This window comes from Pseudomonas sp. SWRI179 (genome assembly GCF_014268705.1).
GTDB classification, from domain to species: domain Bacteria; phylum Pseudomonadota; class Gammaproteobacteria; order Pseudomonadales; family Pseudomonadaceae; genus Aquipseudomonas; species Aquipseudomonas zanjanensis.
The window spans coordinates 20,777-44,819 of the sequence record NZ_JABWRA010000007.1; the positions used below are offsets into that span (position 1 = coordinate 20,777).

Annotated in this window: 15 protein-coding genes; 5 read left to right on the forward strand and 10 right to left on the reverse strand. The window is 55.7% G+C overall.

Going from position 1 to position 24,043, the window contains the following annotated elements; all coding sequences use genetic code 11:
• Positions 1-25: 25 nt before the first annotated feature.
• Both rmuC and HU767_RS05715 read right to left on the reverse strand, forming a co-directional pair.
• On the reverse strand, positions 26-1,414 hold the full coding sequence (gene rmuC, locus HU767_RS05710) for a DNA recombination protein RmuC (RefSeq protein WP_186728854.1): 1,389 nt from the start codon (positions 1,412-1,414) through the stop codon (positions 26-28).
• Positions 1,415-1,602: 188 nt separating this feature from the next.
• Positions 1,603-1,926, reverse strand: coding sequence for a sel1 repeat family protein (locus tag HU767_RS05715; RefSeq protein WP_186728746.1), 324 nt, complete (start codon positions 1,924-1,926; stop codon positions 1,603-1,605).
• Between the two features lie 1,083 nt (positions 1,927-3,009).
• Here HU767_RS05715 and HU767_RS05720 point away from each other — a divergent pair.
• The 3 genes from HU767_RS05720 to HU767_RS05730 all read left to right on the forward strand — a co-directional run bounded on the left by HU767_RS05720 (position 3,010) and on the right by HU767_RS05730 (position 5,412).
• Positions 3,010-3,234, forward strand: coding sequence for a hypothetical protein (locus tag HU767_RS05720; protein WP_008051046.1), 225 nt, complete (start codon positions 3,010-3,012; stop codon positions 3,232-3,234).
• Between the two features lie 276 nt (positions 3,235-3,510).
• The gene (locus HU767_RS05725) at positions 3,511-3,993 is read left to right on the forward strand and encodes a hypothetical protein (protein WP_186728748.1); all 483 of its coding nucleotides are present in this window, start codon (positions 3,511-3,513) and stop codon (positions 3,991-3,993) included.
• 144 nt (positions 3,994-4,137) lie between these two features.
• Positions 4,138-5,412: an outer membrane protein transport protein gene (locus HU767_RS05730; protein ID WP_186728750.1), complete on the forward strand. Its 1,275-nt coding sequence runs from the start codon at positions 4,138-4,140 to the stop codon at positions 5,410-5,412.
• Positions 5,413-5,501: 89 nt separating this feature from the next.
• On the opposite strand, the gene HU767_RS05735 is transcribed toward HU767_RS05730, so the two are convergent.
• From HU767_RS05735 to HU767_RS05745, 3 genes are all read right to left on the reverse strand, one after another.
• The gene (locus tag HU767_RS05735) at positions 5,502-6,053 is read right to left on the reverse strand and encodes a glutathione peroxidase (RefSeq protein ID WP_186709893.1); all 552 of its coding nucleotides are present in this window, start codon (positions 6,051-6,053) and stop codon (positions 5,502-5,504) included.
• A gap of 183 nt (positions 6,054-6,236) precedes the next feature.
• Positions 6,237-7,445 carry an MFS transporter gene (locus HU767_RS05740; protein WP_186709895.1) on the reverse strand — a complete coding sequence of 403 codons (1,209 nt, stop codon included), beginning with the start codon at positions 7,443-7,445 and terminating at the stop codon, positions 6,237-6,239.
• Positions 7,446-7,497: 52 nt separating this feature from the next.
• The gene (locus HU767_RS05745; RefSeq protein WP_186709897.1) at positions 7,498-7,902 is read right to left on the reverse strand and encodes a MarR family winged helix-turn-helix transcriptional regulator; all 405 of its coding nucleotides are present in this window, start codon (positions 7,900-7,902) and stop codon (positions 7,498-7,500) included.
• 368 nt (positions 7,903-8,270) lie between these two features.
• Here HU767_RS05745 and HU767_RS05750 point away from each other — a divergent pair, with 368 nt between their 5' ends.
• Together HU767_RS05750 and HU767_RS05755 are read left to right on the forward strand one after the other, a co-directional pair.
• On the forward strand, positions 8,271-8,546 hold the full coding sequence (locus tag HU767_RS05750; RefSeq protein ID WP_186728752.1) for a LuxR family transcriptional regulator: 276 nt from the start codon (positions 8,271-8,273) through the stop codon (positions 8,544-8,546).
• Positions 8,547-8,604: 58 nt separating this feature from the next.
• Positions 8,605-9,339: a response regulator transcription factor gene (locus HU767_RS05755; RefSeq protein WP_189674281.1), complete on the forward strand. Its 735-nt coding sequence runs from the start codon at positions 8,605-8,607 to the stop codon at positions 9,337-9,339.
• Between the two features lie 2 nt (positions 9,340-9,341).
• Here the strand turns inward: HU767_RS05755 and HU767_RS05760 are convergent, their stop codons facing one another.
• The 5 genes from HU767_RS05760 to HU767_RS05780 form a co-directional block, all read right to left on the reverse strand.
• Positions 9,342-14,129 carry an RHS repeat-associated core domain-containing protein gene (locus tag HU767_RS05760; protein ID WP_186728754.1) on the reverse strand — a complete coding sequence of 1,596 codons (4,788 nt, stop codon included), beginning with the start codon at positions 14,127-14,129 and terminating at the stop codon, positions 9,342-9,344.
• Positions 14,130-14,284: 155 nt separating this feature from the next.
• Positions 14,285-17,110 carry a hypothetical protein gene (locus tag HU767_RS05765; RefSeq protein WP_186728756.1) on the reverse strand — a complete coding sequence of 942 codons (2,826 nt, stop codon included), beginning with the start codon at positions 17,108-17,110 and terminating at the stop codon, positions 14,285-14,287.
• Positions 17,100-19,619: a hypothetical protein gene (locus tag HU767_RS05770; RefSeq protein ID WP_186709905.1), complete on the reverse strand. Its 2,520-nt coding sequence runs from the start codon at positions 19,617-19,619 to the stop codon at positions 17,100-17,102. Before HU767_RS05770 ends, HU767_RS05765 begins: the two co-directional genes overlap by 11 nt.
• 19 nt (positions 19,620-19,638) lie before the next feature.
• On the reverse strand, positions 19,639-22,098 hold the full coding sequence (locus tag HU767_RS05775) for a hypothetical protein (RefSeq protein ID WP_186709907.1): 2,460 nt from the start codon (positions 22,096-22,098) through the stop codon (positions 19,639-19,641).
• Between the two features lie 48 nt (positions 22,099-22,146).
• Complete coding sequence (locus HU767_RS05780; RefSeq protein ID WP_186709909.1) at positions 22,147-23,958, reverse strand: hypothetical protein; 1,812 nt, start codon at positions 23,956-23,958, stop codon at positions 22,147-22,149.
• Positions 23,959-24,043: the final 85 nt, after the last annotated feature.

The following is a 24,043-nucleotide window of genomic DNA, read 5'->3' on the forward strand; positions in this document are numbered from 1 at the left end:
AGGCGGCTTCAGCTTTGGGTTCACTTCAGCCCTGGGTTTTCTCGCTGGCTTCTTCCGGCAACTCCGGCAGCCCATCCGCATCGGTCATCGCCCGTTCGAGCAGTTCGCTGGGCAAGCTCTTGCTGGCCCGGGCGCCGAGCAGCTTGAGTTGTTCGCTGCGGCTGATCAGGTTGCCGCGCCCTTCCGTCAGTTTGTTGCGCGCTGCGCTGTAGGCTTTGTCCAACTGCTGCAAGCGACTGCCGATCTCGTCCAGATCCTGGATAAACAAAACGAATTTGTCATACAGCCACCCGGCCCGCTCGGCGATTTCCCGGGCGTTCTGGCTCTGGCGTTCCTGCTTCCACAAGCTGTCGATCACCCGTAGTGTCGCCAGCAGCGTGGTCGGGCTGACGATCACGATGTTGCGGTCGAAGGCTTCCTGGAACAGGTTCGGCTCGGCTTGCAAGGCGGCGGAGAACGCCGCCTCGATCGGCACGAACAGCAACACGAAATCCAGGCTGTGCAAACCGTCCAAGCGCTTGTAATCCTTGCCGGCCAAGCCTTTGACGTGAGTTCGCAACGACAGCACATGTTGTTTGAGGGCGAGTTGGCCGATGGCATCATCTTCAGCCGCCACGTACTGCTGGTAGGCGGTGAGGCTGACTTTGGAATCGACCACCACTTGCTTGTCGCCCGGCAGGTAAATCAACACGTCCGGCTGGAAACGCTCGCCGTCCGGGCCCTTGAGGCTGACCTGGGTCTGGTACTCGCGGCCCTTCTCCAGGCCGGCATGTTCAAGCACCCGCTCCAGGATCAGTTCGCCCCAGTTGCCCTGGGTTTTCTGGCCCTTGAGCGCGCGGGTGAGGTTGGTGGCCTCGTCGCTCAGGCGCAGGTTCAGTTGTTGCAGGCGCTCCAGTTCCTTGCCCAGGGAGAAACGCTCCCGGGCCTCGGCCTGATAACTTTCTTCAACGCGTTTTTCGAAGGACTGGATGCGCTCTTTCAGCGGATCGAGCAACTGGCCCAGGCGTTGCTGGCTGGTTTCGGCGAAGCGTTGCTCACGCTCATCGAAGATCTTTCCAGCAAGCTCGGCGAACTGTGCCCGCAGCTCATCTCGCGAACCTTGCAGGTCATCCAGGCGTTGCTGATGGCTTTCCTGCTGCTCGCGCAGTTCGGCCTGCAACGACGCCGCCTGGGCATCGAGCCGGCGCAGCTCGGCTTCCTTGTTGGCGCGTTCAAGGTTCCAGGCGTGGGCCGCATCCCGGGCATTGTCGCGCTCGATCTGCAGCAAATCGACTTCGCGACAGGCCGCGGCAAGCTCGGCTTGCTTGGCGGCGTTGGCCTGGCTCAGGTCGCTGATCTCGTCGCGGCAGGCATCGAGCTGGGCGTTGAGGCCATCGTGGGCCATGTGGGCCGTGGCCAGGCGCTCTTCCAGCAGAGCCAATTCGGTCTGGGCAGTGGCGGCTTGGCGTTGCAGGTGCCAGGCCAGTGCCAGCAACGGCACCGCGGCGCCTGCCAGGCCAAACAACAGGCTGGTCAAATCCATAGCCATGACAATTCCTGCCGATCAAATAAAGCCCGAAGGTTAACCAAGCGGCTGGGGGTTGCCCAGCGCAGTCTGCGATTTCAGTCTTCGATTTCACCGAGGGCCCGGCGGGCACGATCATCGCCGGCCCGGGCGGCCTGGCGCAGCAGGTCGTGACCGATGCGTCGATCCCGAGCGTTGCCGCATTCACGGCACATCAACTGCCCGAGGCGACTTTGCGCAGCCACCACGCCTTCACGGGCCGGTTGCTTGAGCAAACGACCGGCCAAGTGCTTGACGCTGGGGCTGTCCCCGAGCCGCGGGCTGTCGAGCAGCCACTCAGCCACCCGCATCGACATACGCTTGGGTGGGGTAACACCAGAGGGTGCTGAAGTAACAGGATTTGATACTGAGCGAAACTTCATAAAACACTGTGGGACAGATCGGAAGGCGCGCCACTTTACTCCTTTTTTCGTACGGGTAAAGCCGAAAAAAAACCGGCACGCCCGTGCTAGAGCAAGCGCTTGGGACAATCCACAGAAGCTGTGGATAACTCAGTGGACAACCCACCCTGAACTCGCGCAAAGCCCTGTGGAACGGGGCCTGCGCTTAAACTGACGATTTTTTCACCAGTAAAAAAAAGCGATGTTTTTCATTGACTTAAATTTTGGATACAGGCACCCACCCCGGATTGTTTCGACATGACAGTAAGGTGACAGGTGGTGCGGCGAGTGTGCACAAGTAACAGCTGAACGGGTTATAACGCTGCGATTTTTTGGCGCATCTGGCGGTATGAAGCTGGGGATAACCTGAGGCCATGGGCGACGCGTGGGTAACCTGACCACACCAGCAATCGTTGGGATCCTGTGCTACTCCTTCGTCCTTCGAAAACCAAACCGTGGCGAGGGAGCTTGCTCCCGCTGGGCCGGGCTGGCGCTCCAGCACGCAGCGGCCCTTTCTTTTGGGGCTGCTGCGCAGCCCAGCGGGAGCAAGCTCCCTCGCCACAGGCCATGCCCGACTTGCTGCCAGGGCTAATTTGAATATTTTTTAACCATCCTCTTCCCTTCATGGGATCGATCCGTTAGTATCCGCGGCGTTAGTACCAAGCTGAAAGTCAATTCCGGGTCAACACATCTCCGCGGTCAGCCATCCTCCAAAGGACGCTCGCCGAAAAAAGGAGACCGACCCCCTCGATGGTTTCCAGGTAAACCTTGCGCCAACACAGCCTTCGATCGAATGCGAAGGGTGTTGCCAGGCTCATTACTCTGACCGAACCAACCTGCAAAATTGATCAGGATCTTCACCCCGGGCCCAGAACCTTTGCCCTCGATGTGTTGCCTGCCCTCCTAAGTACCTACCTGCCAGCCCAAGCGCGCACTTTATATAGCGCTCAAACTGGCTGCTTTGTTCCAGTCGGGTTCTTCGTTCGACCAATGGTGGTCGACGTTACTGGAACGTTTTAACGTTGCACGGTTCTTAACCGTGTCATTTGTAGGAACACCCATAACATGTCTACTCAAATCCAGACACAGGATGCCATCCGCACCCTAACCAACGCTTTTGCTCCAATGAACTGCCTGATCATGGCCGCTCGCAAAGGCTGCTTCAGCTTCACGCTGGTCAACGAACACGGCATCGCCCGTCACAGCGAACGCCTGTACCCCGACCAGTACTCCAGCGCCGAACCGCTGCAGGCCGTGATCGAGCGTACCCGTCAGGCACTGGTTGCCTGAGACGCCAGCAAGGCTGAAACCCCCAAGGCCCCGCCCATAAAGCGGGGCTTTTCATTGCCCGGAATTTCTCGATAAAGCGAAACGGCGTAAGCACCAAGGGATATAACAGTTATAACCGTTCGCCGAAGATGTTTTAAAAACAGTCCTTTACAGCGGGAATATGACACTACACTTCAAGTCAAGCGGCATGATCCGCTTCTGGCGGGGCCTGGACCGATCCACTGCTGCCAAGCCCACACTCTCCAGGCACCGCCCCTTTCACACTTCGAGGGTTTTATGGGTATCGCTGCCAGCGAACTGTGTCGATATGTGATCCGCCCGACGCTCCTCTACCTGGAGTGTCACAGCGCAACCGCGGAATCCTTGTTGCTGGGCATTGCCGCCAGCCAATCCGCCCTGGGTTCAGCCCTGCATGATCGCCGCGGACATGGCTTGTATCGCATCACAGAGCCCCGACACCAGGCACTTTGGGACCATTACCTGGCGCGGGATCCGGAACGGGCCAGCCTGGTGCGCGGCCTGGCCAGCCAGCACGCCTTTCTCAGCGGCCCGCACCTGGAATTGACCGTCAACCTGCGCTACGCCACCGCCATCGCCTGGCTGTTGGTGGAGGAACAGAACACCGCGCTTCCCGACGCCGATGACCTGCTGGGCATGGCCCGCATCTGGCGCCAGACTTTTCATCCCCAAGGGCGCCTGCGAGATTTCACCTGCGCTTGGCGAAGCTGTGTTTCACCGCTGAATCAGGTCGCTTGCTGACGGGAAATTTGGAAAGTTCCTACAACGGTCGCGAATCTGGTCGGATTGTCCTACAAAACCGCTCTAAATCAAGCCATCCAGGCTATAGCGCTTGAACGAAAATGTTGGTAATTTTCGCCCCGGTGATCACCAGGAGTTCTAACAATGAAAAAAATGATGCTCAAAACCACACTTGGCCTTGCCGTTACCTTGGCATCCACGCAACTTTTCGCCAGTGGCTTTGCCTTGAACGAACAAAGCATCAGTGGCATGGGCACTGGTTTCGCAGGTCGTTCCTCCTCTGCCGATGACGCCAGCACCGTGTTCGGCAACCCTGCCGGCATGTCGCGCCTCAAGCGCCAGCAAGTCACCGGTGGTTTCGCCGCCATCGATGCCTCGACCGACATCGACGATGCCAGCGGCACCCAGTCCGGTACCAACAAGGGCGACATGGTTCCGCTCACTGGCGTTCCGATGGGTTACTACGTCAAGCCTATCGATGATCAATGGGCGTTCGGCCTGGGTGTCTACGCACCGTTCGGCTTGATCACCGACTACGAAAATGGTTTCCAGGGCCGGAGTTTCGGCAGCAAGAGCGAAGTCAAAGTCGTCACGTTCCAGCCAACCGTCAGCTATGCCTTCAACGACAAGGTATCGATCGGTTTCGGCCCGACCATCAACCGTATTTCCGGCTCCCTGGAATCGCAGCTCGGCGTGCCAGGCTTGCCTGAGGCCGGCGTGGAGATCAAGGGTGACGATATCGGCTACGGCTACAACATTGGCGTACTGGTCCAGGCAACGGACACCACGCGTGTTGGCCTGACCTATCACTCCAAGGTCAAGTACAAGCTTGAAGGCCACACTGAAGTGAGCCCGGGCGCCGGTACACCGCCCCCCCTGCTCACCGATGGTCGCTACGACGCTTCGCTGGACATCACCACGCCTGAGTCGGTGGACTTTTCGGTCACCCAGCAAATCAATGATGCCTGGACCGTCTACGCCGGCAGCACCTGGACTCGCTGGAGCCGCCTGAAAGAAATCACGGTGGAAAACGAAGGCACCAGCACTGGCGGTGGTTTACTGAACCCAGCCCTCGGCACCATCACCGAAGAACAAAACTGGCACGACACCTGGGCCTACGCCATCGGGACCTCCTACCAGTTGAACAAGCAGTGGGTACTGCGTACCGGCCTGACCTTCGACCAGGCGCCGACCAACAACACCGATCGTTCGCCACGCATCCCGACCGGCGACCGGACCATCTTCAGCCTGGGCGCCGGTTGGAGCCCGACCGATGACCTGACCATCGACGTCGCTTATTCCTACCTCAAGGAAGAAAAAGTCAACGTCAGCGGCAGCAACGCCCTCGGCCAGTCCTACAGCGCCAAATACGAAAACAGCGCCAACGGTTTCGGTGTGGGTGCAACCTACCGCTTCTAATGTTTCACGGCGAACCTGAACCCCTCGCCACCTGAAGCGAAAAAAGCCCCGTTCTCTGCAAAGAAACGGGGCTTTTTCGTGTCGGGCAATCAGGGTTTTGAGGCGATGGCCGTCTCCACAGCCTTGATGAAATCCGGATCGTCAGGCTTGATCCGACTGGAAAAACTGCCAACGACTTTACCCTGGCGGTCCACCACGTACTTGTAGAAATTCCACTTCGGCGCGGCGGATTGTTCAGCCAAGTGCTTGAACAGCGGTATCGCATCGGCGCCGCGCACCGGCTGTGGTTCGGTCATGGTGAAAGTCACGCCGTAGTTGACGTAGCAGACCTTGGCGGTTTCAGCCCCGTCCTTGGCTTCCTGCTTGAAATCATTGGACGGCACGCCCAGCACTTGCAAGCCTTGGTCCTTGTAGCGCTGGTTGAGCGCCTCAAGGCCTTTGAATTGCGGGGCGAACCCACAGAAGCTGGCAGTGTTGACCACCACCAGGGGCTTGCCGGCGAAGCGCTGGCATAAGTCGACGGTTTCCTTGGCCCGCAGCTTGGGCAACGAACCCTCCAGCAACGGCGGGCAGTCGGCGGCCCAGACTTGCCCGGTCACAGCCAGCAACAGGGCGGGGACAGCAAACCAGCGCATCAACATGTCGGTATATCCTTAAAAACGTGTCAGACCCACGACGTTACTCGCCGCGTCCGATGCCGTCCATTGTTCAGCACGTGCCCATGCCCAGTTGCATCAACGCCAAGCCGCCCTGATGCCAACCCCACCAGGCAAACGCCAGCAGCAGGCCGGCACCGACAGCGATCAACCACGGGCCGACGCGACTCATGCCGCACCGACCTGGACTTGCAAGCGCGCCACCGGCCGCTCACGCACCGGCCAGTTCAACGCCGCCGCCAACAGGCTGAGCAGGATCGACACCTGCCAGATCAAGTCGTAGCTGCCGGTGCGGTCGTACACCACCCCGCCCAGCCAACCACCGAGGAACGAGCCCAACTGGTGGAACAGGAACACGATCCCACCCAACATCGAGAGATTTCGTACACCAAACAACGTCGCCACCGTGCCATTGGTCAACGGCACCGTCGACAGCCACAGAAAGCCCATCGCCATGCCGAACAGGTACGCCGTGGTGGTGGTCACCGGCAGCCACAGGAACAAACCGATCACCACCGCCCGCATCAGGTACAACCCGGTCAGCAGGCGCGGCTTGGACATGCGCCCGCCCAGCCAGCCGGCGGTATAGGTGCCGAAAATATTGAACAAACCGACCAGGGCCAACACAGTGGTGCCGACGCTGGCGGGCAGGTGCTGGTCCACCAGGTACGCCGGCAGATGCACGCCGATGAACACCACCTGGAAACCGCAGACAAAAAAGCCCACCGCCAGCAACCAGAACCCGGAATGGCTGCACGCTTCGCGCAAGGCTTCGGCCAGGGTTTGTTCATGGCCGGCCACCGGCAACGGCGCGTCCTTGAGCATGCTCACCAGCGGCACGATCAACGCCACCAGCAACCCCAGCGCCAGCAGCGCCGCCGACCAACCGAGCCAGCCGATCAGCCCCAACGTACCCGGCAACATGGCGAACTGGCCAAAGGAACCGGCAGCACTGGCGATGCCCATGCCCATGCTGCGTTTTTCCGGCGGCACGGCCCGTCCGACCACGCCCAGGATCACCGAGAAAGACGTGCCCGACAGGCCGATGCCAATCAACAGCCCCGCACTCAACGACAAGGACCATGGCGAGTCGGCCATGCCCATGAATACCAAGCCGACGGCATAAAGAACCCCGCCGATGAGCACCACTTTCGCCGCACCGAAGCGGTCGGCCAAGGCGCCGGTGAAAGGCTGCGCCAGGCCCCAGATCAGATTCTGCAAGGCAATGGCGAAGGCGAACACCTCACGGCCCCAGCCGAACTCGGCACTCATGGGCGCCAGGAACAGGCCGAAGCCATGCCGCACACCCAGGGACAACGCCAGGATCAGCGCGCTGCCCACCAGGACCCAACCACAGGTACGCCACATCGATGTCATGCTTATTCTCCGGTCGCGGGTATATACCCACTTATCATCGGAAGAACCGGCGTCACGCCAGTTCATCCAGCAAGGCCAGCAAGGTCGCGCGCTTTTCAGCACCGAGCTTATCGATCAGTTTCTGTTGCGCCGCTTCCCAGGCCGGCAACGCCGCCGCCAACCTGGCATGCCCCGCCTCGGTGAGCACGACGATGCGATTACGCAAATCGTCGCCCTCAGCCAGCTTCACCAGCCCCTCGCCTTCCAGCACTCGCAGGTTGCGCCCGAGGGTGCTGCGGTCCAACCCCATGGCCTCGGCCAGGGATGAGATGCTCGGCTGGTCCAGGCGCGCCAGGTTGTTCAGCAAAGAATACTGGGCAACGTTGATCCCGAAGCCGTCGAGGGCGCCGTCGTAGTACCTGCTGACGCCACGGGCGGCACGACGCAGGTTGATGCACAGACATTGGGAAGGAAGCATGGTGCGTGTATATACCCGGGGTTGGTGGAATGCAAATTTAAATGGAGGATACATTCGCGTCATAGCCCACCCCGACCTCGCGCGCTCCTGACTTTTGCCCATCAGGACAAGCGGTACCCGCCGCCGAAGGGGAATAAATCCCACAACATCAAACGCTTCGGCTGACATCCTTTTCGATCATTCCTCATTAGAGTCCACCACCTGTAATGTCTGACAGGTTTCATCTGGTTTGAATCGGGCTATAAACGAAACCGTGCCTCCAGCCCTGGCTCAGGGGCTGAAGACGGGTCGTGCGAACCATGCCATCGGGAAGTAGGAAGATTCTGCCGTCCCCACGCCATCACTGATGATGAATGGGAGTTTCAGTCATGTACCACAGCACCGCGATTTCTGGACACTCGTCGCCATATCAAGACCATTCCCCCTCTACGGAGAGCAACCAACCCCAAGCGATTCGACTCACCAAACGTGAAAAGGAATTCCTGCTATGGAGCGAGGCCGGCAAATCTTCCTGGGAGATTTCCATGATCGTTGATTGCAGCGAAGCCAACGTCAATTATCACTTCAATAACATCCGCCGAAAATTCGGCGTCGGTTCGCGGCATCTCGCGGGGAAAATCGCGCGCGAACGCGGCTTGATCTAAGCGCTCCGATGGCATCTCTACAACGGTCGGGATGTGCTTGGACCTTGTAGAGGCAGCAATGAATCTGAACCACACGCCTGCACACTGCGATATTTTCGGCCTCAGTGCCTGTGACGATACGCAAGTGTCGCACAGGCCCCCTCCGGATAACCCCATACGCATCATCCTTGCCGACGATCACCCCGTCGTGCTGACGGGCATCGAAATGGTCCTGGCGGGGGCTGGTTTTTCAGTAGTTGCCAAGGCTCGCAATGCCGATGAACTGCTCCAATACTTGGAGCGCACCCCCTGCGACCTGGTGATCAGCGACTATTCGATGCCCGATGGGCAGTTCCCGGACGGCCTGGCCCTGATGGGTTATTTAAAACGCCACTACCGCGCCTGCCCCCTGATCGTGATCACCATGCTGCGCAATCCGTCCGTGTTGCAGGCCTTGCTCAATGCCGGCGTGAACGGCTTGTTCGATAAACGCAGTCCTTTGACGGAACTGAGACAGGCCATTCTCGGTGTTACCCAAGGGCGGCGGTATACATGCCCGGCGTTCCTCGATCTTCTACAAGGGCAATCCTTGGCCACCACCGGCTCGGACGTCAGCCGGGTGAGCCTTTCCGAGCGAGAGTTGGAGGTGGTGAGGTTGTTCGTGCGCGGGATGTCGGGCAGACAGATAGCGGCCCAGCTCAATCGCAGTGAAAAAACCATCAGCCGACAAAAGCGCACCGCCATGGACAAGTTGGGACTTGGCCATGACGGTGGGTTGGTGGAGTTTGCTCGGGTGAGTGGGTTATCTAGATGAATTCACGACCGGCGTAGGCGATATAATTCCGCTTGCCAATTCCGTCGTTGCTCGGAGCTTACCTGCATATAGTCATGGCGTTGATTGTAATCACGATCAAGCTTCAACTCTAACTCGTCTATTCGGCGCTGAGTGCGAGGAGACCACGAGGGCGTTAGTTGAACTTGTTCGGGTTCGGCATTCCGAACTGGCTCTAATCGCATTCGCACTCGATCAGATGGCCGCGTTGATGGGGCAGAAGGAAGCATCGCCCCTTGCCTTGATTGTTTGACACCCCCTTGTAGAGGAGTTATATCGCTACGTTTGGGCGGAGGAGCGGAGTCGATCTCTGTAACCAGTTTTACGCGGGCAGGTGTCCTTTCAGGTACGCCGATTTCCTCATATAGGGGGTTATACTTTACCCTCTTTGCATCCGGCATAGCACTTTTCAACCCAGGATCCTCAAAGACCACATTTGCTCTCTTAGCAACTGAAGACTTTGATTTAAATCCAAAAAACTTTCTTAGAAAACTTAAAACACCATGTCCCGTAGGATCCGTAAAATTAACCGGATCCCGGCAATACGCATACGCATTCATCCCCCCATCCCCAAACGGGCTCCAACTGTCCGGACTATGAAACCTCATCAACCGTGGATTGAACGCCCGATAGCCATTACCCAGCAAATACCACCCCGTCTCATCCCTGACTTCACCGTTGTAGCCCGGGCGTGAAGCAACCGACTGCTCCGCATCACGGTAGCCGTAGGCGGCATAAGCGATTTCCCTCACTTCACCACCGTCAACCTCCCTCAGCACACTGCCGCTGTAATCACCCGCCAACAGTAAAGACTTTGGGCCCGCACCTTCCTGGTGCTCGGCAAGCATCACCCCATCGGCCGATACGTAAGTCCGGCTCTGCGTAGCGCCAACCGAATTAACCGGGGTGCCATTGCGGTAAAACTGTTGCTCCCGGTCGCCATCGCTGCCGCTGGCCGACAATTGATCGCCACCGTCATACCCATAGAACCGACTGCCGTCGGAACCAGGCCCACTCACCTCAACCAAGCGGGACAGCAGGTCATAGGACAAGGTCCGTCCTTCCTCGTCCTTGATCAGGTTGCCATTGGCATCGTATTCAAGTTCGATATCCGGGTAGTCGGCATGGGAGTTGGTGACGCGCGTCAGTTGGGCCGGGTCCGGGTTGTTGTATACGAAAATCGCCGTATTGTCTTCGGTGGTTTGGCCCTTGATGAAGAAGGTGCGCACTCGGTCGTGATTATCCAGCGCATCGAAGAAGAACAGCTGCCGCGTCATCGGGTAGCCAAAAGGGTCCACTGGCGCCTGAGGTCCTTCACAGCGGTATTCTTCGAGCCGCCCGCGAAGTTCATAGCTATAGGTCTCCTTGCGAAGCAAAGTGTCGCCCTGGCTCGCCCCTTCACTCAACTCGCGCCGTTCTATCTGGTCCAGGCCGTTCCAGACCTGTTTCAACCATGACGTGCTGCCGTTGAGATTGAACGTGCGCAGCGTTTCCCGTCCCAGTGCATCGTATTCAAGGTCGATGATGACGGTAGTGTTCCCGTAATCCACCGTCTCGATACGTTCCATCAAACCCTGGCCGTTATACGTAAAGTCACTCCTGATGTAACTTTCGTTGCCCACAACACTCAACTGGGTATAGTTCAGCCGGCCATTGGTTCGATCGTAGTCAAACACCTGAACCTGCCCCGTTACATCCTGGTAACGAATCAACCGCCCGAGCCGACTGTGTACATAAGTCATCTCATAGGGACCAGCGCCATCCGTCACCGTGCGCATTTCAGATTTCAACTCTCCCTGGCCGTCATAGGTACGCCCAAGTTCAATATCGATCTCTGATGAGCGGGTCAGTCGCGCGTCTTTAGGGTCGTATTCATAAGTTGCCTGGATCGCCTTTGGCATTTCTTTCAGGCGGCTCACGGTTTGCTCACCCGCCACAGCGTTGCGAGTGAGCGGCTCATCCGTCAGTTCATAGGCATATTCATAATGAATCACATCGCCGCTGGGCTGGATGACGCGATCGGCCTTACTGTAGGTGGTGTCGTATTCATGCCGGGTGACTCGCCCTCCGGTCGTCGACTGGGTGAGGCGCTCCAGGCTGTCGAACGCCTGCGTGCCCAACTCTGTTGCACCCACTTTGATCAATGTCGGCAAATCGCTGCGGCTGTGGCCTGCGTATTCACGAACCACCTTATGCCCTGTCGGTAATGTGGTTTCAAGCATGCGATCGAACACATCGTAGGTATAGGACGTCTCATATCTCGCTGCATTTTTCTCCTGTACGGTGCGACCCAGACCGTCATAGAGATAGGTGTGCAGGCTGACGGAGTTTTCCTCAAGATCGAAACGCTGGACGCTCACCGGTTTCTCAAGCCGGTTGTTGGTCGTGACGGTCTTGCCCATGCCTTCGGTCCACTCCGTGGTGGTAAAGGCGATGGGATCTTCCACGGTGTGTTGCTTGACGCCCGCAGGGTCAGTGCTGCTGGATTGTTGCCCCCAATCGTCAAAGGTATAAGTGGTTGTCAATGAAAGGGGTTGAAGTTCCAGCCAGTCTATTTCTCGTTCTTCAGTCAGCTGGCCCAAGGCGTTGTAGGTTGCCTGATAGATATCTCTGTAGGCGCCATTGGAAAAATCGGCGTCCTGCTGTTCTTCCCTGATGGCCCGGTTGAAACCATCGAACCAGGTACGGGTCTTGATCTGTTTGACGTTTTCAACCTCCTGGAATGCCTGCCCGGCCATCGACCCATCATCTGTAGGACGGACGAGCCGGTAGGTATAGGTACGCGTCGCGGCGTAGTCGGGATCGTCGGGCGCCACGGTTTCCGTCAACACCCGCATCAGGGCGTCATAGGTGTTGCGAATCTTGATGTCCTTGTCCTGGGTCAAAAGGGGTTCGCCATTGAGCAGCGACCGCTCGGCGCTGACGACTTTGACCAGGCCGTCATGGCCGGTGAAGGTTTCCGTCGTGAGGAGCACGGGCTCGCCAAGCAACACTTCCCCGGCCTGGTTGGTTTTATTATTTTCGGCTTTCTCCTCGTCCGTTTTGATGCGGTACGCGTATTCCGTTGTAGAGACGTACTGATCGCCCCTCCCCACCATCGTCAGCGTTTTCAGTCTCTCCAAACCATGCCTCAACGGATCATCAGTCGCATTGAAATGTTCAAGGCTCGAGGTTTCCAGCAACACTTCGGTCTGTCCCAGCAGGTGATACGAACTTTCCTCGGATATGACCGCCCAGGGCCTTCTAAACTCGCTGTCATCCTCCTCGTCATCTGGATCCGGATCCAACGGCCGCAGCTCGACATAGCTGTACCGAGTTCGCAGTGTCGGCGCCCCGGTTTGCACATCGGGTACCAGCTCCGAGTCCGTGGTCGGCGTGACCGTTGTGTGCTCGACATGCTTGACGAACCCGTAGGGGTCCGCGGGGCACTTGCCGGGGACGCCGCCGCTCGGGTAGTACGATGTCGCCTCGGTGACGCCGCTGGTTTGGACGCTCAAGGTCTGATTGCCGTAAATGTCGTATTCGCTTGTTTCCACGTCTTGACGCCATTCACGCGGGTCGTTCGTCAGCTCCCAGCGGGTGATCGTCTCGTTAGGCAACTGGCATTGGCGTGGTTGTGCATCGAAAGATATTCCATCGGTGTCGTTTGCGTAGTAACGGGTTGCTTGCGTCTGTTGATGCATGCCCTGAACGGTGGTTTCGGATACCAGCAAATGGAAGCGATTGAAGCGGCGGGTGACGCTGCGTACTGCATCGTTCCCGACCATGAGCTGTTCGGTGGTTTCATATTCATAACGGTTCAAGACCTTATAGAGGTTGTCCAGTCCGTCATCCGTCCAATCGGCGTTCGGATAGCCGAGAAAATTATGGCCATTGGCGCTATAGGTGTATTTCACTGTGATAGGCCGCTGGTCCGCGCCAGGCTCGGTAATATGGTCGGTCACTCTTGGCAACTTGCGTTGTTCGTCACCGGGAAAGCCATGGCCCGCATCGTTGTATTGAACCGTTTCATGGGCGCCCAAAGGTGTCCAGACCTCGCTGATGCAATCCAGGCCTTTTTCAGGAAGGTATTTGAAGCGCCAACCGGCATTCTCGGTTGTGGGTAAGGTAATTCTGTCAACATTCCCTTCCTTCATGCTCAGGACCACCTCGGCTAATGGCACACCATTGACGGGATTGAAGCCCAGGGTGACGGTGTTGGTGATGAGGTTGCGGGTGATTTTAAGCAATTGGCCATTGCTGTCTCTTATGGCGCTGAGCATCGGTGCGCCAGAACCGACAGTCACATACTCCAAGGTAATTTTGTGTCCTTGCGGAGAATACATCGCCACCGGCACGGCCACCTGCGGGCTGGCGCCCTTGAGCTCCAGCACTTCGACGAGCCCGGATTTATGAACGATCTTGAACTGGCCGTCAGGCAACTGGTAGAACTGAAACTCCTCGATCTTTTGCTCCTTCATTCGCATTCGATTGGCAACACCTTCGTAGGGGCCGGTGACCTTGAATGTCTGCCCCGAATACACCGAGACGATCTGACTACTTGGGGTGTACTGACTCAGTGCAAGGTTCCAGCCCTTGCCAAAGCCACTGTCATTTGTATTCAGGGGGTTGTAATTGAGCGCTAATGGCAGGGACGGGCCACGCAAATCATTACTGAAAAGATCCGGTAACGATAACGACACGGTATACAACCCGGTTCGCGGGTCTACACCTGTCTGGATAAAGCTCATGAAGTTAAAGGCATTGGAGTGCACAGCGGTGGACGTAGTCATGGTCAGCCTCACCAACGTATAAAAATGGAGGGTTAATACATGCAATGCGACGGACCGCCGCATTGCATGTAAAAAACTTACTGAAAACACCAGTGCACCCCGGGCAACCAGATTCAATTTGCTAGCAGGCGCATCTTACTACTTGGAGCAACTTGCTAATCCCCGCGAACATCCGCGAACAATCGATTACGATCATTGGCCACAAAACCAATGGCCACCTTGTGATAATTACCCTCATCATCCCTCAAATTGAGCTTGATTTTTTCCCTTCTTAAAGGATGCAACTCAGGATATTTATCCTGTCGAATATTGGGTTTATCGGGGGGAGGAGAAACATTATGTGATTCGCGAAACAATCCAATTCGAACTTTATTTAGGGCTAAGGAAGTCAGCATCTGGGGTTTAATTCGTGTACCAAGATTTTTGATCAATACGGGATCGTATTGCATGACATTGCCACTACTTGGTTTTGTCGAATCTTTATAGGCCCAGCCGGTATAACTGAACATGGTTTCATTAGGCGCATCACTTTCCCATTGCACAATCGACCACGGCTCTTCCACCTCCACGGTCAGGAAGTCGACACCGACCTGCTGATCACGGCGATAGGTTAAAGCCCAGTAATCCACCGTCTCCAGAAAGTTGTCAAAATCGTAGTCATCGTTCGGATCTGGGTTATTTCCGCCGCCGCCAGCCACACGTATGCGTTCCATTTTATAATCATCTTTTTGGGGGCTTGGCACGGCTTGGGGAACAAGTGAAATAATTCCGTCTTCGGTCCCCGGGTAAGTGTCCGAGCGCCAGGGATTTCCTAATACATCGTCAAACACCGCATAAAATTGGGTGGCCAGGGTGGAGCGAGTCACCATAAATAAGTTAACTCTGTCGGATGACGCTGAAACCCCGCTTTGCGTTTGTGTTTCGCCAGAGGCCACACCCGGGTACGGTTTGAAGCGATTGGAATCCCTCGTCTGCGCCCACAGTGCCTGCGTCCCGCTAACGTCTTCGATACCTTCTTGCAGAGCCGGCACCTCGGGTACTTGTTGGTTCGATTGGACGTAGAACATCCTCAATGAATCTTCTTCTTCCTGGTTCAGCGGTGCGCCGTTTGTTTGAATAATCGCCTGGAGTTGCAATTGTTGAAAACCATTGGCGAACAACTTCTCGGAACGCATTGCCACCAACTGAAATTTGTTAAGTCCTGTCCAGCGCGCTTCCTCAATATGGGAGGCCAGTTTTATGATGCTGTAGCCCGCATACAATAACCCAAAATCCGGATGAGATATTTCACACCTGACGATATCGTAGGGTCGACGAGGCGCCGCTGGAGCGGTGTAAATGCCATCGCTGCTGACCGTCCCCTCTCCAATCACTTGCCAAGTGCGCGTAAGAGCGTCCGGAGCACCCGACCTTTCCCTTAACGTCACGCTCGCAAAGCGCTCCACACTCGCGCTAAACCGCGGCTCTATATCCAGCGTGGGCGCAACCCGCGTCAACACCACCGAAGCCTCGCCCGTCTCACCGGTGTCATCCTCGACGGTGATGGTGTCGACAACGGTGAACTCGGGCAACGCCAGCAACTGGGCGGCCGATGGAGGAGTATAAGTGGCGGTATGACCCGACACGGAGAGCGTTCCATACAGGGGTTGTTTCCAGGTCAGTGTCGCCCCCCTCAGCGCTGTCGCGACGAAGGTCACGGTACTTGTCTGCCCCTCTATGCGTGACACGACCCCAGGGGAAATAGCCATCGATCGGGTAGAGACCAGCAACAAGGCCTGAACCTTGTGCTCGATTTGCGTCTGAGGATCTGTGTAGGAGGCCGTAACGATATTGCGCACCAGATCCCGGCCTAACTCGGCACCGGTGACGGGCTGGTAAAATCCGGAGGTCGAATTGATCGTACCCGCCGACGTATTCGAATTAAGACTCCTGACGCTCCACGTAACGTTTGTCGCGATGCCGTTAAGGTAAGCCTTGTATTCAAACGGCACGCTACCGGCCTTCATGACGTGAACGCCGGGCTCGATGGTCAATGACGTACTGGAGGGATCCAGGCTGCCGAATATCACCAAGTCCTTGGGAACATGACGGGAATGCTCCACGAACACGTTTTTTTCGCCGGGAAAAAGCAGGCTCTGGATAAGCGCCAGTTTGTCATCGTCGGATCTCGAGACGTACTCTTCGGCCAGCACCATGGTTGCCGAATAGTCACCGTCATCGGGAATCAGATACGGAAAGCGCTCCGGAGACGGAGTTTCTCCGCCGTATTCGCTCCCCCTGAGCTTTATCATGACGACCACGGCGCCATCGGCCGCGTTCTTCGCTCTCGCTACCTCCGCCCCGGGTGCCCGCTGGGTCAGTACGACAAAATCCGTCGGGGTCAAATCACTTTGCCCTTTGAGGTCGAGAATACCCAGCACATAAACCTGCCGTTCAGGCGGCAGTGCCTTGAAACGCTCATCGAAGTACGCGCCAATTTTGGTTTGGCCCGTCGCCGACCCTGGGAGATTGCAGGAAAATCGAGTCCCTTTGGATAAATCCAGTGTCACCCTGCCCAGGCGGTCGACCACACCCACCACCAAGGAAAGGTCCAGTTCCACGGTCAGCGTATAGCCGTGAGCTTCGGTAATATCGAATTCATACAACAAGCCACGGTTTTTTTCATGAACACTAAAGTTCCCGCCCAAAATACTTAATGTCAACTTTGCTCGGGAAGTATCTAGCCGTGCGGGCTCGAACGATAGTAAGGGTTTACCCAGCATGACTTGCGTCATCACGCCATATTCGGTTCCTGAATCATTAAGATCCATGCTGCCGGAAAATACTGGCAAATAGCTGGCGCCATCGTACTTTTCCAACCATTGTTGCTGGAGCACCCTATTAAGCCGCTCACGATTGAAAGCACACACTGCGCCCCAGCCACGGGTAATCGAGCCTGCTTTCATTTTTTCAACGATATCGGCAAGAGAATTACTGGTCATTTTGAGTGTCCTCGACGATTGACGTGACGTTATCCAAAAGCTCATTGGCCTTTTCCCGGGTAGTGGGGTCCAGACAGAGTTCTTCCAGTTTTTCAGAGGCCTCGCTCAAGAGGTTTTTTAGCTCATCGAAAGCAGACGTTTGCGAGTCTTCTTTTTGAGGTTTCGGCGGCAAGGGAGCGAGCGGTAACGGTTGGATAGAAAATCCGTCGTCGTCAATACCAAAGTCAACCGAATACTGCCGGGCTTTTATCAAAACAAACTGACTATTGGTTGTTTGACTTGCGGTGAAGACCCCAGTAACTGAATCAATTGATCCAGCATCTTCAGGCATACAGGACCATGTCAGTCCCGCTGAGATAGGCACGCCGTTCCTTTTGGCAATTAATTTTGCCTGATTTGCTGGAAGCCCCTGGTATTCCAGTGTTACAGACAGCACTTGTGAGAAGTGCTTGACCACCATAAAAGAACTCTGTTTTTGGCCAGTCGCGGTGTTTTCCACAACGACTTCGTCTAAGGTGAACGTGGGTGCCCCAGGCGCTTTTCTCAGCGGGGCGCGGTAGATATTCTCCCCGTTTTCATTGGCTGTCGGGTCGATACTGCCGCCACCGATGACGCTCCACCCCAAGACACCGTCCATGCTATGAGCGCTAAGCTGACGGGTCTCTGTTTCATTTTCCTTGGAAGCATTACAAATCTCGATCAGAGGGTTGAGTGTAATAGCCCTGGCCACTACCGTGACCAAAGCCCTGCTGATATGAGGACCATTGCCGGGTCCGGTCGCAATGACTTTGACCCGTTTGTAAGTGCCTTGGATATCGGCCAACGAAGGTGCAGTATAAACACCCGTGGTTTCATTCATTTGCCCGGCGCCCGGAGTGTTACCATCAAGGTCCTCGACCCTCCACTTGACCCCTGTTATTGGTGGCACCGTCTTGAATGTGTGGTTCTGGCCGTGAGTCAGCATGATTTCAACGGGGTCGATGGCAAATGTAGTCAAACGAGGATTGATAGAACCGAATAGAATCATTTCACCCGGCAGGTCTAATGTTTTGAGTTGTACGGCGTCTTCAGCGTTGAACAGAAGCGTGTGCAAGAGAAAAATATCGATTTCATCGAGCCCGTTGAACACCTTCAATGTCGCGTCAGCGGCGTGGCCAAGTATCTCCCATTTGAAGCGCTCGGAGGTCATATCATTTTTTAGATCTTCGGGAAAATCCTCGGTCCCCTCGGTAATCACCTTCAGATAGCCTTCACGGTCTTGCAGGGTAACCACAAGCCGACGCGAAGTTGGATCGATTGAAAAAGCATAGGTGGCACTAAATCCAAACCCCATATTGAAGACTCTTTCAGCGCTATTGAAATAACACTTCATCTGAGTCAGATTTTGCTCACTCCCCATACCCACTTCAAAATGGGGCTCACCCATAGTCGAGTCGTAAAATGTCATCGTCAACAAATTTTCAGCATTGATAAAAATAGGAATCAGATAACCGTAATAATCAATGCGTCTCCCCCCCCCTACAGTGGCGGTAAACCGCGGAACTTCTAGCGCACCTTGAGTACCCTCCTTAACCTTTATTCGATAAGTGAAGCCATTGGTATTTGTTTCACCTTCAAACTCAGCATTGGGCGCATTAAACGCGCGAGCCGTACCTTTACCAATAATTCCGTGCATCAGGAAACGACTGCCAAATATTGTCAAGGTGTCGAGGTCGGTCCGATCACTGGGCAAAGGATAGTACCAATCCTCCCCGGGCATCCCGCCCTCTAACTCATCATCCATCCTGATACGCATTTCAACGGCACCATTGCCGAAGTTTGCCGCCCCGCGTGCAGCCGCCCCCTCCTCCATAATGGTACGCAGCTTGAACGATTGGGGTTTCATGAATTCTTGGGTGGTCCGCGCCAAGGTACCCAAGGTAAACGTACGCCGTTCCTCATCAGCTTCTCTGAACTTACGTTTGAAGAAAGCCCCGGCCATTCGTCGTTGATGCTCGATCCGATCGCCTTTCACCTCCCAGATATAGCGCTGAGAACCAGCATCGCCCAAGTCCAGCACCACCTTCCCATCCCTAGTGACACTACCCTGAATATCCTTGAGCAGAACCCGGTCAGCGCTCAACTCTGGATGGTCCAACGGGTCGAAGGAGCTGATCCTATTGACCTGAGCGAACCCGGCCACGTCATCCAATTTAATATTTTTACCCCCCATAATGGCCATCTTCATATTGACTTCGGCGGAGTTAGGGTCCGGGTTATTGTCAAAACTCAAGCGTGGCGCATCGGTGACATAATCGATCAACCAACTCCAATCGGTCTCTCCCGGCGAGTAAGCTTCATTAATAGGGGGCATTACCGAGTGTTTATCGTGCTTTTCAATATACTCCTGCAACAGTAACTGGTTGCATTTGCCTTTATCATAAGCCACCAGCGCACTCCATTCACTCGTACGAGGCTTGAGCGCGGCCCATTGCAGATATTGGGCGAGCGTTTTTTTTGGTGCGGACATGGTATTTATCCTCGTATCGTTAAATGACAGGATCGCCGCTGTACCCAACGGGTGAGCTGGCAAGTGCGTTGATACATGGTATGCGGGGGTAAAGGGTACGACCGTTTCCTGTGTTTTCGTTGAACGTTTCCGGGGCAGGTTTAATAGGGAACGGCACGAGCGGTAACGGCTGGAGGGAAAATCCGTCGTCGTCAATATCAAAGTCAGCCGAATACTGCCGGGCTTTTATCAAAACAAATTGACTATTGGTTATTTCACTTGCGGTGAAGACCCCAGTAACTGAATCAATTGATCCAGCCTCTTCAGGCATACAGGACCATGTCAGTCCCGCTGTAATAGGCAAGCCGTTCCTTTTGGCAATTAATTTTGCCTGATTTGCTGGAAGCCCCTGGTATTCCAGTGTTACCGACAGCACTTGTGAGAAGTGCTTGACCACCATAAAAGAACTCTGTTTTTGGCCAGTCGTTGTGTTTTCCACAACGACTTCGTCCAAGGTGAACGTGGGTGCCCCAGGCTCTTTTCTCAGCGGGGCGCGGTAGATATTCTCCCCGTATTCATTGGCTGTCGGGTCGATACTGCCGTCACCGATGACGCTCCACCTCAAGTCACCGTCCAGGCTATGAGCGCTAAGCTGACGGGTCTCTGTTTCTTCATTTTCCTTGGAAGCGATACAGATCTCGATCAGAGGATTGAGTGTCATAGCCCTGGCCACTACCGTGACCAACGCCCTGCTGACATGGCGATTACCAGGGCCCGTCGCAACGATCTTGATTCGTTGGTAAGCCCCATTGATCTGCGCCAATGCAGGCGCGATATAGGCGCCGGTATCTGCATTTATTTGCCCCACGCCCGCCGTATTACCTTCAAGCCCCTCCACGCTCCATTTGACCCCCGGTGTTTCAGGTATTGTCTTGAACCGATAGGCTTGACCGTGGCTCAACAGAACTTCTACCGGATCGATGGCAAACGTACCCAAGCGAGCGCCGATGGAACCGAAAAGAAACATTTCGCCCGTCAGGTCAGCGGTCTTGAGTTGTACGGCATTCTCGGCGTTAAAAAGAAGCGTATCGAGAATGAACGCGTCGATTGCCTCGAGCCCGTTGAATATTTGCCTAACTGCAAGGCCAACGAGACTCGCTAACCCCATATTGAACTCGGCTGTACGCATATAGGCTGCCACGTCCCACGGCAGCAGCACATTTGGATAAAACTCTACAGCCGCGTGAGCCGACTCCAAACTTACTTGCAGACGGCGCGACTCTCGATCCAGCGAAAAACGATAAGTGCCGCTGAAGCCAAGCCCCATTAGACAGTGGAAGGGAACTCCATTTACGGTACATATCATCCAGCGCTTTGTATCGGCACTTCCCATCCCCACGCCCAACGATAGCGATCCATCCGCCCCTCGATAAAGGGTCATCGTGAGTCGATAATCCTGGTTGATATAAATCGGGCATTTATAGTGGCTGAACGTTACTTTCCTGTCGCCAATGCCAGCTTCGAACGGTGGAATTTCCAGATACCCTTCGGTACCAGACTTAACGCCCAACCATTCGATGAAACCTCGGTGATCGATCCTACTGTCAAATTGAGCGTTGGGCGCGTTGAATGCCCTGGCCGTGCCCTTACCAATGATGCTGTGCATGAAAAAGTGTGAACCGAATGCTATCAATGCATCCAGATCGGGTCGGTCGCTGGGCAAGGGGTATAGCCAATCTTCACCCGGCAAGCCACCCGGCGCCTCGCCATCCATGGCAACACGCATTTCAATAAGGCCGTTGCCATAGTTAGCCACCCCACGCGTATCCGCGCCCTTCTCCATAAGCGTGCGCAGCCTGAAAGACTGAGGCGTCATGAAACCTTGGCTGGTCCATGCCAATTTCCCCAGGGAAAACGTTCGCCTGACCGGATCGGCCTCCTGGAACAGACGCTTGAACAATGTCCCGGCCATCCGGCGCTCACGCGCTTCCCGGTCACCTGTCAGCTCCCAGGCATGGGCTTGAGAAAGCGGATCCCCTAGATCCAGCAACACTTCACCATTTTGGTCAACGCTGCCCTGAACATTCTTAAGCAGCACTCCTTCGGCCTCCAGGCGCGGAAAATCCAAAGGGTCAAAGACACTGATCGTTTTGACTTCAGCATGGCCAGCCGTGTCGGCCAGCGATATTTTCTTGCCCCCGACAATGGCCATGCTCATATTGACTTCGGCCGATTGCCCGTCAGGGTCGTTATCGAAACTCAACCGTGGCGCATCGATGATATAGCCCAGCAGCCAGTTCCATGTGTTCTCGCCTGTCCGATAAACCAGATCGACGGGAGGCATCATTGAAGGGTGGTCATATTTTTCGATGTATTCCTGCAACAGTAACTGGTTACATTTGTTTCGGTCATAAGCCACCAGCGCACTCCAACCGTTAGTTCTTGGTTTGAGTGCGGCCCATTGCAAATATTCTGCAAACGTTTTCCGGGACGCGGCCATGATTCGTATCCTCAGTTATCTAACGATAATGAGCTTTAATAAGCCTTCTCAGCTCGCCAATGTGAAGCTGGCGGGCAAATAGAAAGTTTCCGCGCCCTGTTCGTAAGTAATAATGACTTGCACGCTGATGCTTCCAAGTTTGAAAACCTGAAAATCGGACGCCGTGACCGTTTTTGTTATTGACCCGTTCGTGACGTCATTCTCGGCGACAGGATAATTATCAAAAATGGGTACCGCCCGAGGCGAATCGTCGTTGCCTTTGCCATTAATGATGGCATTGACAATTTGACCTTCTCGCATATACGGCCAGCGAGGTAGAGTGAACAATTCACCACCGGACTCAATTCGACTGATATAAATGGTTCCATTGGTCAGTTGAGCTTGGGCAGATTGAATGGTCGTGTAATGTGTTTTGTCGATCGGCAATACACGGACAACGAAAACATCTGACTTGACCGGTCCGGGATCGCCATCTTGCAAGACGGTGTAATACACCGGGACCGCCCTGTCCAAATTCGCAGGAATATGTTCTGGCGGGACGTTGTACGTACGGCTTCCCGGGGTTACGGGTGCTAACGCAGTATATTTACCGCTGGTGCCATAACCGTCCCAATACACTTTGACTTCATCATCGGCGCCATAGTTGGCTTGCGGGTCTATATCAATGGTCACACCAGAGGCGCTCAAACCCAGGACATCCAATACTCCTTCCCCTGACACGGGATCATCCGGGTCGGGGCGGGCATTCTTGACGATGACCATCGGCAGCTTCAGAGGGGCACGTACATTGGCTGGGTAAGGTGTGGACGAAAGGCCTTTACCGGCCCAGGCGTATTCATACCGCAGATCGATGCTGGCCCCTTGGCTGGCGCTGAGCCATGCCGGATCCAACATGAATTCGAAAAACCCTTTGTCCAAGGTCGAAGCGTCGACATTGGCGCGTAACACGACCTGTTCCATGCCGGTGATCGACGAAGTAGCGTGACAGAGCACTTCATCACCGATGCTCATGTCGGGATAACCCTCGATGCGCAATGGCAGCCCATCGGAAAAAAGCAAGGGGTTGATCGTGCCACCGCTATGGCCGACGATCGTCAAGGCCGGCAACATCGCCGCGCTCGGCGCCAGGAGTTGGAAGGTTTGCCGGGTGGAGAACGTAGTTTCTTGCGTGGCACTGGCGTATTGGATGCCGTAGTACAACTCCATCGAGCCGTCTTCGACCCGCAACAGGTCGGAGCGGTTGAGAAACAGGCCAAGCGGCTTGCCCGGTTCACCCTCCCCGACAACAGTCGGATAGGCCAGGGCGGGGGTGTATTCGCTGCCGTCCGGGTAAAACCTGCGGCAATGCAGGGTGACCGTATCGCCCACCGACATCGCCTGATAAGGCACCACCCAGGGTGTAATGATCGCCTCTGCAGTATCCAGGTCCACATGCAGGTCATGGGAATCCCGGATCTGCACCACGGGCAACGCTGCTGCGGCCCTGGGACGCCTGCCGACAAAGAAAAACAAGCGCAACGATTCGTCGCCCGTTGCTTCGCCGGGTTTGCGCACCCGATACGAGTAGAAAACGCTGCCGTTGAGAAGCTGACGCAGGACGCTGTTCTCGATCATCACCGGCATGCCCTCGGGAGTCAGCGCGTCGTCGACTACCTCGGCTTCATCATTGAACTTGTCGACGATTTCACCGTGCTCGCCACAACCGAACCAACTGATGACGATCTTGTCGCCGTCGGCTATGTCGTCGTACTTGACAAATGTTTGCAGATCGTCTGTGCCAAGCCTGTCCAGGTCGATGGCGTTGTCCGGCCCCAGCGTGGGAATGGTCGGCGCTTGGTTTGCCTGCGTCCGAATCGTCATGTTCCGGGTTCCTTATGCTTGAGCATTCTTTAAGCACCGACAGCGCCGCAAAAAAACGGTCGCAGTGAGCGTGCCCCTACAGGTT